Origin of the sequence: Brachybacterium endophyticum, from assembly GCF_003130585.1 — a bacterium.
GTDB lineage: Bacteria > Actinomycetota > Actinomycetes > Actinomycetales > Dermabacteraceae > Brachybacterium > Brachybacterium endophyticum.
In genome coordinates, this window is record NZ_QFKX01000004.1 from 1 (window position 1) to 17,944 (window position 17,944).

16 protein-coding genes are annotated in these 17,944 nt (G+C 70.9%); 7 read left to right on the plus strand and 9 right to left on the minus strand.

The window, feature by feature from the left end; genetic code table 11:
- Nucleotides 1-567 (minus strand): polyphosphate--glucose phosphotransferase (gene ppgK / locus DEO23_RS10500; protein ID WP_133249866.1); only part of this gene is annotated, 567 nt, incomplete at its 3' end.
- 128 nt (nucleotides 568-695) lie between these two features.
- Nucleotides 696-1,583, minus strand: coding sequence for a type I methionyl aminopeptidase (gene map, locus DEO23_RS10505; protein WP_109275995.1), 888 nt, complete (start codon nucleotides 1,581-1,583; stop codon nucleotides 696-698).
- Between the two features lie 139 nt (nucleotides 1,584-1,722).
- On the opposite strand from map, the gene DEO23_RS10510 reads away from it, so the two are divergent.
- Nucleotides 1,723-1,905 (plus strand): hypothetical protein, encoded by a 183-nt coding sequence (locus DEO23_RS10510; protein ID WP_109275996.1) that lies wholly within the window; start codon nucleotides 1,723-1,725, stop codon nucleotides 1,903-1,905.
- Between the two features lie 21 nt (nucleotides 1,906-1,926).
- Here the strand turns inward: DEO23_RS10510 and panB are convergent, their stop codons facing one another.
- On the minus strand, nucleotides 1,927-2,766 hold the full coding sequence (gene panB / locus DEO23_RS10515; RefSeq protein ID WP_205678947.1) for a 3-methyl-2-oxobutanoate hydroxymethyltransferase: 840 nt from the start codon (nucleotides 2,764-2,766) through the stop codon (nucleotides 1,927-1,929).
- A 189-nt stretch (nucleotides 2,767-2,955) separates the two neighbouring features.
- Between panB and DEO23_RS10520 the strand changes: the two genes are divergently transcribed.
- From DEO23_RS10520 to DEO23_RS10535, 4 genes are all read left to right on the plus strand, one after another.
- Nucleotides 2,956-3,633, plus strand: a complete 678-nt coding sequence (locus DEO23_RS10520) for a prolipoprotein diacylglyceryl transferase (RefSeq protein WP_109275997.1) — start codon at nucleotides 2,956-2,958, stop codon at nucleotides 3,631-3,633.
- Nucleotides 3,634-3,745: 112 nt separating this feature from the next.
- The gene (locus DEO23_RS10525; protein WP_109275998.1) at nucleotides 3,746-5,083 is read left to right on the plus strand and encodes a glutamine synthetase family protein; all 1,338 of its coding nucleotides are present in this window, start codon (nucleotides 3,746-3,748) and stop codon (nucleotides 5,081-5,083) included.
- Complete coding sequence (locus tag DEO23_RS10530; protein ID WP_109275999.1) at nucleotides 5,080-8,268, plus strand: bifunctional [glutamine synthetase] adenylyltransferase/[glutamine synthetase]-adenylyl-L-tyrosine phosphorylase; 3,189 nt, start codon at nucleotides 5,080-5,082, stop codon at nucleotides 8,266-8,268. The genes DEO23_RS10525 and DEO23_RS10530 overlap by 4 nt, the downstream gene beginning before the upstream one ends.
- Nucleotides 8,269-8,387: 119 nt before the next feature.
- A complete protein-coding gene (locus tag DEO23_RS10535) occupies nucleotides 8,388-9,305 on the plus strand; it encodes a hypothetical protein (protein WP_109276000.1) in 918 nt (305 codons plus the stop codon).
- Here the strand turns inward: DEO23_RS10535 and DEO23_RS10540 are convergent, their stop codons facing one another.
- From DEO23_RS10540 to glnA, 3 genes are all read right to left on the minus strand, one after another.
- Complete coding sequence (locus DEO23_RS10540) at nucleotides 9,306-9,929, minus strand: LuxR C-terminal-related transcriptional regulator (protein WP_109276001.1); 624 nt, start codon at nucleotides 9,927-9,929, stop codon at nucleotides 9,306-9,308.
- Complete coding sequence (locus tag DEO23_RS10545; protein WP_109276002.1) at nucleotides 9,926-11,203, minus strand: sensor histidine kinase; 1,278 nt, start codon at nucleotides 11,201-11,203, stop codon at nucleotides 9,926-9,928. Before DEO23_RS10545 ends, DEO23_RS10540 begins: the two co-directional genes overlap by 4 nt.
- A gap of 81 nt (nucleotides 11,204-11,284) precedes the next feature.
- Nucleotides 11,285-12,715, minus strand: a complete 1,431-nt coding sequence (gene glnA / locus DEO23_RS10550; protein ID WP_109276003.1) for a type I glutamate--ammonia ligase — start codon at nucleotides 12,713-12,715, stop codon at nucleotides 11,285-11,287.
- Between the two features lie 305 nt (nucleotides 12,716-13,020).
- Here glnA and DEO23_RS10555 point away from each other — a divergent pair, with 305 nt between their 5' ends.
- The gene (locus tag DEO23_RS10555; RefSeq protein ID WP_109276004.1) at nucleotides 13,021-13,455 is read left to right on the plus strand and encodes an RDD family protein; all 435 of its coding nucleotides are present in this window, start codon (nucleotides 13,021-13,023) and stop codon (nucleotides 13,453-13,455) included.
- A gap of 394 nt (nucleotides 13,456-13,849) precedes the next feature.
- On the opposite strand, the gene DEO23_RS10560 is transcribed toward DEO23_RS10555, so the two are convergent.
- The 3 genes from DEO23_RS10560 to lipB form a co-directional block, all read right to left on the minus strand.
- Entirely contained in the window at nucleotides 13,850-14,584 is a 735-nt protein-coding gene (locus DEO23_RS10560) for a DUF4191 domain-containing protein (protein ID WP_109276005.1), read from the minus strand.
- A 15-nt stretch (nucleotides 14,585-14,599) separates the two neighbouring features.
- Nucleotides 14,600-15,622, minus strand: coding sequence for a lipoyl synthase (gene lipA, locus DEO23_RS10565; protein ID WP_109276006.1), 1,023 nt, complete (start codon nucleotides 15,620-15,622; stop codon nucleotides 14,600-14,602).
- A 61-nt stretch (nucleotides 15,623-15,683) separates the two neighbouring features.
- The gene (lipB, locus tag DEO23_RS10570) at nucleotides 15,684-16,382 is read right to left on the minus strand and encodes a lipoyl(octanoyl) transferase LipB (RefSeq protein WP_109276007.1); all 699 of its coding nucleotides are present in this window, start codon (nucleotides 16,380-16,382) and stop codon (nucleotides 15,684-15,686) included.
- A gap of 112 nt (nucleotides 16,383-16,494) precedes the next feature.
- Between lipB and DEO23_RS10575 the strand changes: the two genes are divergently transcribed.
- Entirely contained in the window at nucleotides 16,495-17,913 is a 1,419-nt protein-coding gene (locus DEO23_RS10575; protein ID WP_133249867.1) for a hypothetical protein, read from the plus strand.
- Nucleotides 17,914-17,944: the final 31 nt, after the last annotated feature.

Below are 17,944 nucleotides of genomic sequence, written 5' to 3' on the forward strand. Positions count from 1 at the left end.
CTGCAGACGCTCGGCCCATTCCTCCCACGAGAGCTCCTCGCGCTCGCGCACCGAGTCCGCCACGTACTTCTCGTAGCTGTCACCCTCGTAGAGGACGTGGCCGAGCTCGGTGTTGGGCACCAGCTCGCCGTCGTTGAACAGGGCGCTGCCGACGCCGGTGCCGAGCGTGGTCATCAGCACCACGCCCCGGGCGTCCGCACCGACGCCGAACTCCATCTCGGCGATGCCCGCGGCATCCGCGTCGTTGACCACGAAGACGTCGTGGCCGGTGCGCTCGGTCAGCAGCGCGTCCACGTCGGTGCCGATCCAGGAGGGGTCGACGTTCGCGGCGGTCTGGGCGACCCCGTGCTGGATGACGGCCGGGAAGGTGACGCCCACGGGCATGTCGTCGGCCACGCCGAAGGAGTCGATCAGCTGGGCGACGGTGTCGGCGACCGCATCGGGGACCGAGGGCTGCGGGGTCGGGATCCGCAGCCGGTCCTGGGAGAACTTGCCCTTCTTGAGGTCCACCGGCGCGCCCTTGATGCCGCTGCCACCGATGTCGATCCCGAATGCTTCCTTGCTCATGGTCTCTCCTCTCGCGCCCGGCGATCTGCCGGTCGCGGGCTCCTGGAGGCGACGCTGCAGGAGGCGGCCGGTGCGGGCAGGTGCCCGCGAGCCGAGGACATTCTGACAGAGGGACGGCGGGCGAGGGATCAGAGCGCGGTGAGCAGCTCGTACCCGTCGTCGGTGATCACCAGCGTGTGCTCGAACTGAGCGGTGAAGGAGCCGTCGGCCGTCACCACCGTCCAGCCGTCGTCCCACTGCTCCCACTCCTGGGACCCGAGGGTGACCATGGGCTCGACGGTGAAGGTCATGTCCTTCTGGATGACGTCGTCGAAGAGGGGCGCGGAATCGTAGTGCGGGATCACGAGACCGTTGTGGAAGCCCTCGGCGACCCCGTGCCCCGTGTAGTCGCGCACGGACTCGTAGCCGAAGCGCGCGACGTACTTCTCGATCACGCGCCCGATCACGTTGACCTCGCGCCCGGCGCGGCCGGCACGGATGCCGCGCATCATCGCCTCGTGGCTGCGCTCGACGAGCTCGGCCGCCCGCGGGTCGACGTCCCCGACCAGGAAGGTCGCGTTGGTGTCACCGTGGACGCCGTTCTTGAAGGCCGTGACGTCGACGTTGAGGATGTCGCCCGAGCGCATCACCGTGGAATCGGGGATGCCGTGGCAGATGACCTCGTTCAGGCTCGTGCACACGGACTTCGGGAAGCCCAGGTACCCCAGCGGGGAGGGGTAGGCGCCGTGGGAGACGATCACGTCGTGGACCACGGCGTCGATGTCGTCGGTGGTCGCCCCCGGGACGGCGGCCTCGCCGGCTGCCTGCAGGGCGAGAGCGGCGATGCGGGAGGGCTCGCGCATCCGCTCGATCACGTCGCGACTCTGCACGTGCGGCCCGGAGTCGGAGACCGCCTGGTCCTTGCCCACGTACTCAGGACGCTCGATCGAGGCGGGCACCGTGCGTGCCGGGCCCACGGTCCCCGGGGTGAGGAGCTCACGGCCCTCCGGACGGATCCATCGCTGCTCTACAGTCATGGGTGCAGTGTCTCACCGGGTCCTCGCGCCCAGCGGCCCCGCGCGGGGTCGACGTGGCGAGGTCGACGGAGAGGCCGTGCACCCCGGCCGGAAGCGGCCCACGACGAGAGCGCAGACGACACCAGAGGAGAGTAGCGCGATGACCACGAGCGAGTTCTACTACAACGTCGACACCGGTCAGGTGGAGGAGGGGCACCAGTCCCCGGGGGCGTCGCTGATGGGTCCGTACTCCAGCCGCGAGCAGGCCCAGGGCGCGCTCAAGGGTGCCCAGGAGCGCAACCAGGCCTGGGACCGCCAGGACCAGGAGTGGGACGAGGACTGAGTCCGCGACGCCCCGCGGCCGTCACTCGAAGGAGTGCTCGGCCGTGGGGTACTCCTTGGTCTCGACGGCCTCGCGGTACTCGGTGGCCGCCCGCAGCAGCTCCCCCCGCAGGTCGGCGAAGCGTCGCACGAAACGGCCCTCGAAGCCGGAGAGCCCTGCCATGTCCTGCCACACCAGCACCTGGCCGTCGCAGTCGGGCCCGGCGCCGATGCCGATCGTGGGGATCTCGAGGAACTCGGTGATGCGTCCGGAGACCTCGCTGGGCAGCAGCTCGAGGACGACGGCGAAGGCGCCGGCCTCCTGGAGGGCCTGGGCGTCCTCCGCGAGGCGGTCCGCGGCTGCATGATCGCGGCCCTGCACGCGGTGACCGGAGAGCACGTTGACCGACTGTGGGGTGAAGCCGAGGTGCCCCATCACCGGGATGCCGGCGTCCACCAGGGCTCGCACCGTCTCCGAGCGCGCTGCGCCACCCTCGAGCTTGACCGCCTCGGCGCCTGCGCGCAGGAGCTCGACGCCGTTGCGCACGGCCTCGGCCACGTCGACCTGGTAGCTGCCGAAGGCGAGATCCGCGACCACGAGGGGCCGGGACACGGATCGGGCCACGGCGGCGGTGAAGGTCACGATGTCCTGGTGGGTGGTGTGGACCGTCGACTCGAACCCGAGCACCGTCGTGCCCGCCGAGTCGCCCGCCAGCAGCACGTCGATACCGGCCTCCTCGAAGACACGCGCGCTGAGGGCGTCGTACGAGGTGAGCATCGAGAAGCTGCGACCTGCGTCCTTCGCCTCCTGCAGGTGGCGCAGCCGGACCTTCGCGGGACGGTGCGACCGCTCGGGCGGCATCGGGACGGCGGCGGTGTTCATGGGGGTCCTCCACGGGGCGAGAGCTGCGGTGCCGGCGGTCGCCGGCAGGGCCGTCCCAGCCTAGCGGGCTGGTCGGCCACCCGGCGTACATGGGGACTCCTCCCCATGGAAGGTCCTCGACGACCGTGCCAGTATTCGTTCCCACAGGGACGCCGACGGAGGCGCCCGCCTGGATCGAGGGGAGACGTCATGAGGACCAGCAATCGTGGATGGGGCAGAGGTCTCGCCGTCGGCGCGGGATCGCTCGCACTGACGTTCGCGCTGACGGGATGCGGGACCCTGATCGGGCCGCTGCTCGGGGGTGCGAGGAGTGAGGAGCCCACTGCGGAGACAGCGACCGAGCAGGCGACGACCGCGGAGGAGTCGACGGCGGACGAGGAGGCCGACCCCTCGACCCAGGAGGAGGCGACCTCGGAGGAGACCGCCGACGAGGAGTCGGTCTCCGACGATGCGACGTCCGAGGTTTCCGCTGCCTCGGACGAGGACGCCTCGGGGGCCGGCGGGGACGACTCCGAGAGCTCGGGCTCGGAGGAGGACGTCACCGAGGGCGATCTCAGCGCCGCCAAGGGACAGTTCATCGACTTCATGAAGGCTCTCGGCGACAAGGACGCCGAGAAAGCCTGCGGCTTCACGATGGATCCGTCGACGGGCGAACCGATCGACGGGATGGCCCGCAAGGTCTGCGCGAAGCAGATCGAGAAGTCCGAACAGATGGACCAGTTCACTCCGGAGCTCGTGAGCATGCTCGATGCGTCGATGATCGACGCGAAGGCGGAGGACGACGGCACGATCACTCTCAGCTTCGACGGCTCGAACGACACCACGATGGCGAAGGCCGACGACGGCCAGTGGTACTTCAAGCTGTGACGAGCACGCGGACGCTCCCGGCTCCACGCCTCGTCGGACGGCCTGCCACCCCCGCGGTGGCAGGCCGTCCGACGTCCGCGGCCGTATCCGCTCGATGCGGCACACTGGACCCATGGAACGCCATCATGATGCTGTCCTGCGCACGGTCGCCGAGAAGGACGTGCGGTTCATCCGCCTGTGGTTCTGCGACGTGGTCGGGACGCTGAAGTCCATCGCGATCTCCCCGGAGGACCTCGAGACGGCCTTCGACGAGGGCATCGGCATCGACGGCTCCACGATCGAAGGCTTCACCCGGGCCTACGAGTCGGACATGCTGCTGCGTCCCGACCCCGCGACCTTCCAGACCCTGCCCTGGCGCGGTGAGGTCGAGGGCACGGGACGGATGATGTGCGACGTCCTCACGCCCGACGGCGAGCCGGCCGCCTCCGACCCCCGCCGCGTGCTGCGCTCGGTCTCCGAACGCGCCGCCGACAAGGGCCTGGACCTGTTCGCCCACCCGGAGATCGAGTTCTACCTCTTCAAGGAGGGCTACGAGCCCGGGAGGACGCTCACCCCGGTGGACACGGCGGGCTACTTCGACCACGTCCACAAGGGGCAGGGACAGGACTTCCGCCGCACGGTCATCCAGTACCTCGAGCAGATGAACATCCAGGTCGAGTTCTCCCACCACGAGAACGGACCGGGCCAGAACGAGATCGACCTGCGGTACGCGGACGCCCTCACCACGGCCGACAACATCCTCAGCTTCCGCACCGTGGTCAAGGAGGTGGCCCTGGGCATGGACCAGGTCGCGACCTTCATGCCCAAGCCGATGATCGAGCATCCCGGCTCGGGCATGCACACCCACCTGTCGATGTTCCAGGGCGGGCGCAACGCCTTCCACGAGCCCGGCGCCGAGTTCGGACTCTCCCGCACCGGCCGCCAGTTCATCGCGGGCCTGCTGCGCCATGCCGCCGAGTACTGCGCGGTGACCAACCAGTTCGTGAACTCCTACAAGCGCCTGTGGGGTGCACAGGAGGCCCCGAGCTTCATCACCTGGGGGCACAACAACCGCTCGGCGCTGGTGCGTGTCCCCTTCCACAAGCCCACCAAGGGCACGAGCTCGCGCGTCGAGTTCCGCGGGACGGACTCCGCGTGCAACCCCTACCTCGCCTTCGCGGTGCTGTTCGCGGCCGGGCTCAAGGGGGTCGAGGAGGAGTACGAGCTGCCCGAGGGCGCCGAGGACACCGTCTGGGAGCTCACGGACCGCGAGCGCCGCACGATGGGCATCGAGCCCCTGCCCACCGATCTCTACCGTGCCCTCGAGGTCTTCGAGAGCAGTGAGCTGATGGCGGAGACGCTCGGCGAGCAGGTCTTCGAGTTCTTCCTGCGCAACAAGCACGACGAGTGGCGTCGCTACCGCGAGCAGGTCACCTCCCGCGAGTTCGAGACGTCGTTCTTCGCCGGATGAGCCCCGCACCCCCGCGCCGCCCCGGCCCCGGCAGCGAGCCCCCGACCACGACCGGCGCGCTCGCCCGCCTCGGATACGCGCGCCCGGACCGCGTCCGCTCCTTCCTCGACGAACCGGCGCTGGCGGGCCTGGGGCGAGGTGCCGCCGAGGCGATCGGTCGCGTCGCGGACCCCGACGAGGCCGTGCTCGGGCTGCTGCGTTTCGCCGAGGCCTCGCGCGAGGCCGGGCGCGACCGCGAGCTGGAGGACCTGCTCGGCGACATCGGTCGGCCCGACGGGCCGGGGGAGCGGCTGATCCGGGTGCTGGGCACCTCGGTGGCGCTGGGGGACTTCCTGACCCGGCACCCCGACCGCGCGGTCGCCCTCGAGGCAGGACCGGACGCGCTCACCATGGACTCCGCCGACGTCCGCTCGCGACTGCTGGGAGCGGTGGGAGCGGTGGCCGGCGCGGAGATCCCGCTCGCCTCGCTCAGCGGCCGCGAGGGACGCGACGCGCTGCGCATCGCCTATCACGAGCGCTTGCTGCAGATCGCCGCTGCCGACGTCACCGCCCCCGACCCCACCGCCGTGCAGCCCTTGGTCTCCACGGCCCTGGCCGATCTCGCCGGCGCCTCCCTGGAGGCAGCCCTCGCGATCGCGCGCACGGCCGTGGAGGACCAGCAGAAGGTGCGGCTGGCCGTGGTGGCGATGGGCAAGACCGGCGCCCGCGAGCTGAACTTCATCTCCGACGTCGACGTCGTCTACGTCGCCGAGGCCGCTTCCGAGGCAGCTGCGGCGCCGACGGAGCCGTCTGCCGGACAGCGCTCCGGCTCCACGGCGACGGGCTCCGATCCGGACGAGGAGCGAACCGTGGTCGAGATCGGGGCCGCTCTGTGCCGGGAGCTCGCCCGGGTGTGCGCCGATCGCACGGCCGAGGGGTCCCTGTGGCAGGTCGACGCGAACCTGCGGCCCGAGGGCAAGGACGGTGAGCTGGTCCGGACGTTGGACTCCTACCGGCGCTACTACCGGCGCTGGGCCGATTCCTGGGAGTTCCAGGCACTGCTGAAGGCGCGGTTCGTCGCCGGTGACCGGGAACTGGGGAAGGCCTTCGAGGAGATGGTCGAGCCCTGGATCTGGCAGGCCTCCACGCGGGAGGGGTTCGTCGAGGACACCCGGGCGATGCGCCGCCGCGTGATCGCCCACATCCCCCGTGCCGAGGCCGATCGCAACATCAAGCTGGGCCCCGGCGGCCTGCGCGACGTCGAGTTCACGGTCCAGCTGCTGCAGATGGTCCACGGGCGCACCGACGAGACGCTGCACGTGCGTGGGACCCTGCCCGCTCTCGAGCGCCTGGGTGCGGGCGGCTTCATCTCGCGTCGGCACGTCGTGGAGCTCGACTCGGCCTATCGCTTCCTGCGCACCGTCGAGCACCGCCTCCAGCTGCACCGCATGCGCCGGACCCAGGTGCTGCCCACGGCCGAGGCGGACCTGCGCCGACTGGCCCGCAGCGTGGGCCTGACGCCGCAGGACTTCACACCCCGCTACGAACGCACGCGCCGCCGCGTGCGCCAGCTCCACGAGGAGATCTTCTACCGCCCGCTGCTGCTCACGAACTCGCAGCTCAGCGACGACGAGGTCATGCTCTCCAGCGAGTCCGCGCAGGCGCGGCTGGCGGCGATCGGCTACCGCGATCCGCGTCGGGCGATCGACCACATCCGTGCCCTGACGGACGGCATCTCCCGCCGCGCGGCGATCCAGCGCCAGCTGATGCCGGCCCTGCTCGAATGGTTCGCCGACGGGATCGACCCGGACATGGGCCTGCTCGCCTTCCGCCGGCTCTCCGACACCATCGGCTCCGCGCACTGGTACCTGGCGCTGCTGCGCGACAGCGGGGTCGCCGCGCGCCGTCTCACCCGTGTCCTCTCGAGCTCGCGCTTCGTCGGCGAACAGCTCGAGAAGGTCCCCGAGGCGGTGCGCTGGCTGAGCCGCGACGAGACCCTGCGGCCGCTGGGCCGGGAGAAGCTCCACGAGGAGTTCCTGGCGGTGATCCGCCGCGTGGACTCGATCGAATCGGCCCAGGACCTGCTGCGCCGCGCGCGACTGCGGGAGCTGCTGCGGATCTCGATGGCGCACCTGCTGGGGCTCGTGGACTCCCGCCAGGCCGCCCGGGGGCTCACCGACCTCGCCGAGGCCGTTCTCGAGGCGGGACTGCTGGTCGCGTACCACGCGGTGGCGCGGGAGCGCGGCGCGATCGGCGAGGACGTCGCCCCGGTGCGCGAGGACCTCGAGCTCAGCGCGAGCGACCTGCGCGAGCGCCGCAGCGATCCCTCCCGCGCTCTCGGGGTGGAGATGGCGCTGGTGGCGATGGGCAGCTTCGGGGCGCGCGAGATGGGATACGCCTCCGACGCCGACGTCCAGTTCCTGTTCACCGATCGCGGGGCGGGGCAGGAGGCCGGCGCGATCGCCGTCAAGGTCGCCACCCAGGTCCAGCGGATCCTCAACGCCCCCTCCACCGGGGCCGACATGAAGGTGAACGCCGATCTGCGGCCCGAGGGTCGCAACGGCGTGCTCGCCCGCAGCATCGAGAGCTGGAGCGTCTACTACCGCCGCGACGCCCTCACCTGGGAGCGTCAGGCGTTGGTGCGGGCGCGCGTCGTGGTGGCCTCCAGGGACCTGCAGTCGCAGATCGAGAGCGCGATGGACCACGAGCGCTATCCGTCGGGCGGCCTCGGCGAGTCCGCCCACCGTGAGATCGCCACCATGAAGGCCCGCGTCGAGTCCGAGCGGCTGCCGCGCGGCACCGACCCCGCCCGGCACCTGAAGCTCGGCCGGGGCAGCATGAGCGACGTCGAGTGGGTCTCGCAGCTGATCGTCCTGCGGCATGCGCACGAGATCCCTGAGCTGCGCACGACCACCACCCTGGAGATCCTCGAGCGGGCGCGCGCCGCCGAGCTGCTCACGGTGCGCCAGCAGGAGGAGCTGGAGGCCGCGTGGCGCCTCTCCTGGCAGATCCGTCGCGCGATCTTCCTGTGGCGCGGTCGCGAGGGGGACGTCCTGCCGAAGGACCGCATCGACCTCTATGCCGCCGCCGTCCTCGTCGAGGGGGACGAGGCCAGCGCCTCCGAGCTCGAGGACAGCTACCTGCGCGCCACCCGCCACGCCCGCACCGTCGCCGAGGAGATCATCTTCGGCGACGCCGCCGACTGACCGCGCCCGACGGCGACTGAGCACGCCCCGTCGCCTTCCGCGCCGTACCCTGGTCCGGGCCGTCGACCACCGGCGCCGGCCCGCGGACCCCGCCCTGACGTATCCCCACCCGAGGAGCCATGACCACACCCACGCTGAGCGAGCAGACACCGCGCGGACGCATGTACCGCATCGAGCCCGACGGGCCGGTCGTCTACCCCTCGATCACGACCGTCGCCGGCATGCGCGCGAAGGACCATCTGCAGGGCTGGTACGCGACCATGGCCTCCAAGCGGGCTCTGGAGATGTACGCCTGGCTGGATCGCAACCCCGACCGCGCCGCCTCGGAGATCTCCCGGGTCTCGCAGGACCGCTGGGGGGCACAGAAGCGGATCGCGGCGGCCGCGGAGGAGCACACCCGCATCGCCTCCGAGTTCGGCACCCTCGTCCACGCGGCCTGCGAGGACTGGGGCCGCAGCGGGGAGCGTCCCTCCCGGGACCACGTGGCCGGGATCGCCGAGTCGATGCGGGGGAGCGAGGGCGCCTTCGCGCGCGAGCCCGACGCCGGGGCGCTGCTGGACCGGGCCGCGGTGCGGCTCGACGGCTACGGACGCTTCCTCGAGGAGTTCCAGCCCGAGTTCGTCGAGGTCGAGCAGACGGTCGTGAACCACAGCGTGGGCTACGCGGGGACCACCGACTGCATCGTGCGGATCGGCGGAGCGCTGCTCAGCGGTGACATCAAGACCTCGAAGAAGGTGCGCGGGGACTACGCCCTGCAGGGCGTCGCCGTCGTGAACGCCGAGGCGCTGCTGGACGAGGACGGCACCGTGCGGGAGATGCCGGACCTGACCGGGGCCTTCATCATCCACCTGCCGGAGGCCGGTGGGTACTCGGTGGTGCCGCTGAGGACGGGGCCCGAGGAGTTCGAGACCTTCACGGCGCTGCGGAGGGTCTGGGGCTTCGAGGCCGAGGACTGCGTGCTCGAGAGCTGCACCCAGCCCCAGCAGCTGCTGGTGAACCTGCTGAAGTCCAAGGGCGGTCTCGACGCGATCGGGTGATCAGCCCTCGGGCCGCAGGATCCCTCGCGAACGCGCCCGGGCGACCGCATCCGTACGGCTGGCGGCGCCGAGCTTGTCGAAGACGTGCACCAGGTGGGTCTTCACGGTCGCCTGCGAGAGGAACAGCTCGGCGGCGATGGCGGCATTGGTGCGACCCTCTGCCACCAGACGCAGCACCTCCCGCTCGCGCTCGCTGAGCTCATCGGATCCGCGCCCGCCCAGTCGTGAGCGCACCCGCGGATCCATCACGCGCGTCCCGGACGCGGCGCCGCGCACCGCGCGCACCAGCTCCTCGGGCGGGGAGTCCTTCAGCAGGTAGCCCGCGGCCCCGGCCTCCATCGCCTCGAGCACGTCCTGGTCGTTGTCGTAGGTGGTCAGCACCACCACGGCGGGCGGCTCCGGAAGGGCGAGCAGATCGGGGATGATCGCGCTCCCGCGCAGCGGGGAGGTCGTGTACTGCAGGTCCAGCAGCACGACGTCGACGTCGCCCAGTCGGACGCGGTCCCTCGCCGCCTCCGGGGTGCTCGCCTCGGCGACCACCCGCAGGTCGTCCTCGGCGTCGAGGACCCAGACCAGCCCTCGCCGCACGATCGCGTGGTCGTCGGCCACCAGGACATCGATCATCCCTGCTCCTCCCGGATGTCTGCCGCCGGTGCCTCCTGCACGACGTGTGTAGCCGCCGTGCCCCGTCCCGGGGCCGCGCCCACCGGCAGACGCACCTGCACCGCGGTGCCCTCCCCGGGCGCGGACTCGACCGTGACGTCACCACCGGCGGCACGGGCCCGGGCGCGCACGGTGCGCAGCCCGAATCCCTCGGCGGTCGACGGGTCGAAGCCGAGCCCGTCGTCCACGACGTCGAGCACCAGGTCCCCGTCCTGCGCGCCCACCGTGAGCACGGCGCGGGACGCATCGGCGTGCTGCAGGACGTTGCCCACGAGCGAGCGGGTGATGCGCTCCAGCGCCGAGGCCGCCCGTTCCGGGACCTGACCGTCCTCGCCCTCCGCCAGCTCCCAGCGCAACTGCACCCGGGGCGAGTCTGCGGAGCTCGGCGCCATCTCGGTCAGCACCTCCTGGAGTCGCTCGTGCAGCGGCGTGCCCGACGCGGAGGCGCCGTCGGCGTCGACGAACGCGCGGGTCTGACGGCTGGTGAGCGCCGCGGCCCCGCGGGCCTGGGCGAGGTGACCCGAGGCGGTCTCGAGGTCGGAGGCCTCGAGCGCGGTGCGCGCGGCGTCGAGCAGCATCTGGATCGACAGGGCCGACTGCGCGACCGTGTCGTGCAGGTCGCGGGCGATGCGCTCGCGTTCCTCGGCGCGCGCCGTCTCCCGTTGGGTGCGCGCGATCTGATCCTGCGCATCGAGCAGGTCCTGGGCGAGCTGAGTGCGCTCGTCGATCACGTCCTGCAGGGTCCGCACCACGAGCACGACGGCGAGGGCGACCAGAGCCCCCAGGACGGGGCCGAGGATCCCTGCTGCGCCCGCGGGCCCCTCCCAGAGCGCGAAGCCTCCCGCAGCGACCGCGGTGACCACGACGAGCGCGCTCACGCCGCCCACGAGCGGGAGGGCGTAGAGGACGGCGAAGTCCAGGCCGAAGGCGATCCAGACGGCGTCCCCGGACAGCGTGAAGCAGCAGGCCCAGAGCAGGAGGACGGGGACCAGGTATCGCAGGGCCCACCATGAGCCCCGGTGACCGATTCCCCGTGCGGAGGCCATTCGGGCGCCGATCGAGTAGACGCTCACGAGGGCCACCAGCAGGACGAGGCGGAGGCTCGCTGCGGTCTCCGGGAGCTGCGGCAGGGTGCGCAGGGCGGCGATCGCCACCAGCAGGTACACGAGCGCATGCACGAGCCAGCGCAGAGCCTGCGCGTACGGCGCGCGCTGCGGTCCTGCCGGCGAGGTCATGACCCGAGTCTAGGGAAGAGCGAGGAAGAGCCCCCGATCCGCGTCACGGCGGGTCGGGGGCTCTTCGTCCGAGGGAACGGCTCAGATGTCGTAGTAGAGCTCGAACTCGAAGGGGTGCGGACGGAACCGGAAGGGATCGATCTCGTTCTCGCGCTTGTAGCTGATCCAGGTCTCGATCAGGTCCTCGGGGAACACGTCGCCCTCGGTGAGGTAGTCGTGATCGGCCTCGAGCGCGTCCAGCGCGCCGCCGAGCGACTCGGGCAGCTGCTTGATCTGCGCGTGCTCCTCGGGCGGCAGCTCGTAGAGGTCCTTGTCGATGGGCTCGGGCGGCTCGATCCGGTTGCGGATGCCGTCCAGGCCGGCCATCAGCTGTGCGGCGAAGGACAGGTAGGGGTTCGCCGACGGGTCGGGCGCGCGGAACTCCAGACGCTTGGCCTTCGGCGAGGTGCCCGTGACGGGGATGCGGATCGCCGCGGAGCGGTTGCGCGCCGAGTAGACCATGTTCACGGGGGCCTCGAAGCCCGGCACCAGGCGCTTGAAGGAGTTCACCGTGGGGTTGGTGAAGGCCACCAGCGAGGGTGCGTGCTCGATGAGCCCGCCGATGTACCAGCGGGCCATGTCCGAGAGGCCGCCGTAGCCACGCTCGTCGTAGAACAGCGGCTCGCCATCCTTCCACAGCGACTGGTGGGTGTGCATGCCCGAGCCGTTGTCGCCGAACAGGGGCTTGGGCATGAAGGTCGCGGTCTTGCCGTTCTCCCAGGCCGAGTTCTTGATGACGTACTTGAACTTCATGACGTCGTCGGCGGCCTTGCGCAGCGTGTCGAAGGTGTAGTTGACCTCCTGCTGGCCGGCGGTGCCCACCTCGTGGTGCGCACGCTCGACGTTCAGCCCCACCTCGGCCAGACGCACGACCATCTCGTCGCGCAGATCGGCCATCTGATCGTTGGGGGAGACGGGGAAGTAGCCGCCCTTGACGCGGGTCTTGTAGCCCTGGTTGCCGCCGAAGGCCGACTCGTCGCGGTCGGAGTTCCAGACTGCCTCGTCGGAGTCGATCTGGTAGCTCGCGCCCTGCATCTCGGTCTTGAAGCGGATGTCGTCGAAGATGTAGAACTCCGCCTCGGCCGCGAAGAACGCGGTGTCCGCGATCCCGGTCGAGCGCATGTACTCCTCGGCCTTGGTGGCGACGGTGCGCGGGTCGCGGGAGTAGGGCTCGTCGGTGAACGGGTCGACGATCGAGAAGTTGACGACGAGCGTCTTGTGCTCGCGGAAGGGATCGATGTAGGCGGTGTCGAGGTCCGGCACGAGCTTCATGTCGGACTCGTGGATGGCCTGGAAGCCACGGATCGACGAGCCGTCGAAGAGCTGGCCGGTGGCGATGGCGTCCTCGTCGAAGGTGCTCGCCGGCACGTTGAAGTGCTGCATGACACCGGGGAGGTCGCAGAAGCGGATGTCGACGAACTCGACGCCCTCCTCCTCGATGTACTTGATGGCCTCGCTGGGATTGCTGAACACGTCTCCTCCATCCGCATGCTCACGCATGCGCTGCTGATCCCCTGGGGGCGGTCATCGGCCGCGGACGGGACGCGACCCGCCCACGGTCCGGCTGCGGGATGCCCGCAGCCCGTGCCAGCAGTCTAGGACGATGCGCGGACCCTTCCGCGCAGAGGTCCGGGCCGCCGGGTCGGCCCTCACGGGGCCTCACGCACAGCTCTCCGGACGGGGATCCCTGCGCAGCCGCAGGAGCCGCGTGGCCGGACTCACGACCCGTGGGCGCAGCGCGCGGTGCCCTCGCCTCTGGTGATCAGTAGGCTGGAGCGGTGATCGAACGCAAGGATCTGGGAGCCTGGCTCGAGGGGCCTCCGACCGACGAGGAGTACGTGCGCGGCTCCCGGCTGGGGCTGCCCGCGGAGGGCTCGGGATCGGTCGCTCCCATCGGCCGACGGATCCTCTCCCTGCTCATCGACTGGGCCCTGTGCCTGCTCGTCTCGCAGCTGTTCACCGGCGGTGACCCCGCGATGACGCTGGGACTCTTCGCTGTCGAGAACCTGCTGCTGATCAGCCTTTTCGGCATCACGATCGGACAGTTCGCGATGGCCGTGCGGGTCACCCCCGTGCGTGGCCGTCAGCCGATCCTGCTGCGCTCCCTGATCAGGATCGTCCTGATGCTCCTGCTGCTGCCGGCGATCATCTGGAACCGCGACGCCCAGCCCCTGCACGACGTCGCCGCGGGCACCGCGGTGGTCCGCCGCTGAGCGGAGGGCTCGCTCCCGGGCGGTGACGCAGCCGTCGGGCCCTGCGCCCGTGACCTCACGGATCCAGGTCGTCACCTCGCGACGTCCTCGCTGACGCCCGTGCCGGATCGGGCATGACGAAGCCGATGGCACGCAGCGCCACCTCCCTGCTCCGGAGAGACTCCTCCTGTTCGCGACCTGGCGGTACGCACGTGCCGAACACGCTCGCCGTCCTCCCGTAAAACCCTCTGACCTGCGACGACATAAGATCACGTTTAGATAACGAATATAACGGAATGGTAACGGCACGCGTTCGGCAGCCTCGCGACCGCATGCGAGAGCCCCCGCGGCGCCGGCGGGACCGGCACTCACGGGGGCTCTGCGCCGCACGGGACGGCAGCGGCATCGAGGTGTCTCAGCGACCTCCGCGCATCATCGCCTTCTTGCTGACACCGCGCGTCCGGGTGGGATCCATGCCCTTGGGCACGGCGCTGCGGACCGAGGGGGTCAGGGCGGCCAGACGACGGCTGACCGCAGCCGACTCGTCCTTCGTCAGCGACTTCTTCATCCGCGTCATGTAGGAGGGGAGCTTGTGCAGCGGGGTCTCGTCCTCGCCGTCGCCGACGACGATCCGGTGCACCGGGATCGGCTCGTTGTTCAGCACGCGCTTGACGCGACGCGTCTCCTTGTCGAGCAGCTTCATCGAGGGCCCCGAGCCGTCCTCGGCGACCAGGACCACGCCCGCACGCCCGGAGGCGCGGAAGATCATCCGCTGCGAGCGCGGGTCCATCTGCACGGGCTCGTCCTCGACGTTCCATCCGCGACGGATCGACTGCATGGCCGCGAGCGGGGCGCCGGACTGGCCCTTGATGCGGTTGAAGGCCGCCGATTCCGCCTTGCGGGCGAGGATGAACATCGCGGCGAGCAGGCCGACGGCCAGACCCAGGAAGATGCCGTACCAGATCATCCCCAGGATCAGCTTGCTGAGGATCGTCAGCACGACGATGGCGGCGACGAAGGCGCCGAGCATCCAGGGCAGGGTGGAGCGGTCGGCCGCCTGGGTGACCTTGAAGACCTCCACCATCTGCTTGAGGCGGCCCTGCTTCTTGGGCGTCGCCTCGGTGGTGTCCGTGTCCTTGGTACGTGCCATGGTTCTTCCTGTGTCTCAGCCCGCCTGCGCGGCGGACATGCGAGCGACCACGCTCGAGGCCTCCTGCCGGGCGGGGGTGTTCTGGTCGAGGTGGCGGAGATTCTCGGGGATCTCGCGGCCGAGCTTCTTCATCGCCTGCGCCCACAGCCGTCCCGAACGGTAGGAGGAGCGCACCATCGGGCCGGCCATGACCCCGAGGAAGCCCATCTGCTCCGCGGTCTCGGAGAGCTCGACGAACTCCTGGGGCTTGAGCCAACGATCGATCGGGTGGTGCATCTTGGAGGGCCGCAGGTACTGCGTGATGGTGATGATGTCGCAGCCGGAGTCGTGCAGGCGCTGCAGGGAGTCGATGACCTCGTCGGGCGTCTCGCCCATCCCCAGGATCAGGTTCGACTTGGTGATCATCCCGGCGTCCTTCGCCATCTCGAGCACTGAGAGGCTGCGCTCGTAGCGGAAGGCCGGTCGGATCTGCTTGAAGATCCGGGGGACGGTCTCGAGGTTGTGGGCGAACACCTCGGGCTGGGCGTCGAAGACCTGCTCGAGGGCCTCACCACGTCCCTTGATGTCGTCGATCAGGAGCTCCACCCCGCAGCCGGGGTTCAGCGCATGGACCTGCCTGCAGGTCTCGGCGAACAGGCCGGCGGCGCCGTCGGCGAGGTCATCGCGGGCGACACCGGTGATGGTGGAGTAGCGCAGACCCATCTCCTGCACCGACTGGGCGACCTTGAAGGGCTCCATCGGATCCAGCGGTTCGGGCTTGCCGGTGGCGATGTCGCAGAAGTCGCAGCGACGGGTGCAGCGGTCGCCACCGATGAGGAAGGAGGCCTCGCGGTCCTCCCAGCACTCGAAGATGTTCGGGCAGCCGGCTTCCTCGCACACGGTGTGCAGGCCGCGGCCGTGCACGCGCTTCTTCATGGCGGAGTACTCCGGGCCCATGACGGCGCGGGTCTTGATCCACTCGGGCTTGCGCTCGATCGGGGTCTCGGCGTTGCGAGCCTCGACACGGAGCATCTTGCGCCCCTCGGGAGCGATCGTCACGCGTTCCTCCTCGTATCGCGGTTCCCGGCCAGTCTACGGGCCGGGAGGGGTCACGGCCGTGTCAGCGTGAGCGCGCCGACGTGCGCTCCGCCACGAGGTCACCCATGGCGGCCTCGACGGTGTCGATGACGTCGGCCACGCGGACGCTGCGGCCCAGCTCGGAGCTGAGGCTCGTCACCCCGGCGTCGTCGATGCCGCAGGGGATCACGTTCTGCGCCCAGTTCAGATCGTTCGCGCAGTTCAGGGCGAAGCCGTGCATCGTGGTGCGCTTGGAGACCCGCAGGCCGATCGCCGCCAGCTTCCGGTCGTCCTCGCCCTCGCGGACCACCCAGACGCCGCTGCGGCCCTCGACCGGGCGGGTCTCGAGACCCAGATCGGCCGCGACGCCGATCAGCGTGCTCTCGAGGGCGCGGACGAAGCCCACCACGTCGATGGGCGCGGGAAGGGTGACGATCGGGTAGCCGACCAACTGCTGGGGACCGTGCCAGGTGATCTTGCCGCCCCGGTCGATGTCGACGACGGGGGCGCCGTCCCGAGGGCGCTCCTCCTCGGCGGTGAGCTTGCCGGCCGTGTAGACGGGCTCGTGCTCGAGGAGGATCAGCGTGTTCGGCCGACGCCCCGCGACCACGTCGGCATGCACCTGACGCTGGACGTCCCAGGCGGCGTTGAACTCGACAGGACCGGGCGGGAGGCCGAACTCCTGATGGCGGTCCCCACCGGGGAGCGGGTCGCTGAAACCGAGGCGGATGACGTCGAGCACGACCGACAGACTACCGCCGCAGCCCACCCGGGGAGCACACGCCCGGCGCCGGGGCCTGCACGTTGTGGATGAGTTCCGGGCCCTCCTCCATCACCGGTGTTCACTGTGCCCCATGGGGCCGCGACGACAGGACCACCGGGAGCAGATCCGTGATGCCGGGACGCCGGGCCGGCGGGGGACGTCCGGGGACGAGCGCGTGCTGGAGGTGGCGCACAGGGACGCGGACCGTGAGGTGCTGCTGGTGGAGCGGGCCGGCGATGTGGTGGTCCGTGTGCGTGCTCTGAGCGACAGGGAGTCGCAACGACTGCACCTGGTGGCCGGTCTGCTGACGGAGCTGAACGAGATTCCCGTGCGGGCCGCCCCGCGTCTGCTCGACGCGGGAGGGGGCGGCCTGCTGCTGGAGCGCTCGGTCCCCTTGCGTTCCGGGAGCGGGCGTCGTCGCGCCGAGGCGCACCGGGCCTCTCCCTCGAGCGCGGAACGTCGTGCGCTGGTCACGGCGCGGGAGGATCTCGACGCGTTGGTCGACGCGTTGCACGGCCGAGGCTGGGGTGTCGGGCTCGCGCCGGGCGGCGGGCTCGGGACCCGGCGCGACGGTTCCGTGGTGCTGGCCGATCTGCGCGGTCTCGCACCCGGACCCGCGGGACGCGAACGGCTCGCCGACCAGCACTGGGTGGATTCGGTCCTCGAGGACCAGGACCGGACGCTCCGTCGCCGTATCGACCAGGGCCCGGCAGCGGGGCCGAGGAGCGAGGCCGACGGGCCGCGACCCGCGGGATCCGCACGAGCCGATCCCGAGCCCCTCGGTCGCGGGATCCTCGGACCCGAGAGCATCGATCACCGCCATCGTGCCGCTCCCTCCGCTCGACCGCGGTCCCGCAACGGGGAGAGGTCGCTCGCCGGCCGACGACGAGGCGGTCACCCTCCTGTGCCCCGACGACTCGCTCTCGTCCTGGCCGGCGGGCTCCTGGTCCTCGCGGGCGGCGCGACGGCTCTGGCCATGGGGTCCGAGCACCGGGCCGCCGAAGCTCCGCATCCCGGCACCGCGACCGGCGCGGATCACGGCACGGGGCCGGGTGCGACGAGGGAGACACGGTCGGGGACGAGCGCTGGCCCGCGCGGAGCCGTCCCTCGGAGCGACCCCGCGGGCGTCGAGGCGTCGATCACCGATCCGCGCGAGTTCGCCCAGGAACTCGCCACCATGCGGCACGGATACGTGACCGGGGCGGGAGAGGAATCCGCGGCGCTCCCGGGGAGCCCGGCGGCGGACCAGGACGACCAGGTACGCGATGCCTACGCCGATGCGCAGGTCGCGGGGGAGGGGCCGCAGGTCACGGGCGCCGTTCTCGAGAAGATCGACGACGAGGAGGGGACGGCGCGTCTGCGGGTGAGCAGCGAGCAGGGTGAGCTGCGCGTGCGGATGCCGGACGGAGTGGTCCGCGTGCGAGCCGCACACCCGGCCGCAGAGATCCGCCTGGAGCTCGAGCGCGGTGACGACGGCGCCTGGCGTGTGCGGGAGGTCGACCCGGTGTGACGGCTCCACCGGTCGTCGACGGCGATCCGCC